This is a genomic window from Mesorhizobium sp. M1006 (assembly GCF_040318825.1).
GTDB lineage: Bacteria > Pseudomonadota > Alphaproteobacteria > Rhizobiales > Rhizobiaceae > Mesorhizobium.
Map to the genome: position 1 here is coordinate 1 of NZ_JAMYMZ010000151.1, position 852 is coordinate 852.

General features: G+C 60.9%; 1 protein-coding gene. It reads right to left on the reverse strand.

Annotated elements, in window-relative coordinates; genetic code table 11:
- Nucleotides 1–17: 17 nt before the first annotated feature.
- Nucleotides 18–781, reverse strand: a protein-coding gene (locus NKH60_RS34980) for an IS5 family transposase (protein ID WP_352837570.1) whose coding sequence is annotated in 2 segments (ribosomal slippage) — nt 18–443 and nt 446–781 — 762 coding nt in all. Because the reading frame shifts where the segments join, the coding sequence is not laid out codon by codon here.
- Between the last annotated feature and the right edge of the window lie 71 nt (nt 782–852).

The window sequence follows — 852 nt, forward strand, 5'->3', positions numbered from 1 at the left end:
CTAGGTCGTGTGGACACTTATCTGATCCAGAGGACGGTTGCGGCGATGGTGACGATGGCGAGGTAGTTTCGGGCTGTCTTCTCGAATCGTGTGGCGACGCGTCGGAACTGCTTGAGCCTTGAGAAGCAACATTCGATCAAGTGACGCTGGGCATAGAGGTGCTTGTCGATCGGGTATTTGCGCGCCCGTGACGGGTTGTTGGGAATGACGGCGATGGCGCCCTTGTCTGCGATTTCCCGGCGCAATGGATCGGCATCGTAGGCCGTGTCGGCCATGACGACCTTTGCGGGCAACCCCTCGATCAAGGTGTAGGCTTGCGGGCAGTCGCCGCGTTGGCCAGCCGTCAGAATGAAGCGCACCGGGCATCCAAGGCCCCGGACGGCCATGTGGATCTTGGTGCTCAGGCCACCGCGCGAACGACCAAGGGCCTGATCTTCAGACCCCCCTTTTTGGCCCCCGAAGCGTGCTGGTGGGCGCGGATGATGGTGGAATCGACGATCAGATACTCAAAGTCGGGATCGTCCGACATCGCCGCGAAGATGCGCCACCAGACACCCTTGTGGCTCCACCGGCTGAAACGGCGGAACACGCTGTTCCAATCCCCGAAAGCCTCGGGTAGATCACGCCAGGGTGACCCGGTGCGCACGATCCAAAGCACCGCTTCCACGAACATCCGGTTGTCGCGGCCCGACGATCCCCGCGTCCGCTGGTCGCCGATGATGTGCGCCGACATGCGCTCCCACTGATCGTCACGAAGAATCAGACGGTCGAGAACACCCATGGCTGCCTCCAAAAGACAGCCTTGAATCTGATTTGCTCAGCCTTGGGAATCCCAAGAGTCCACACGACCTA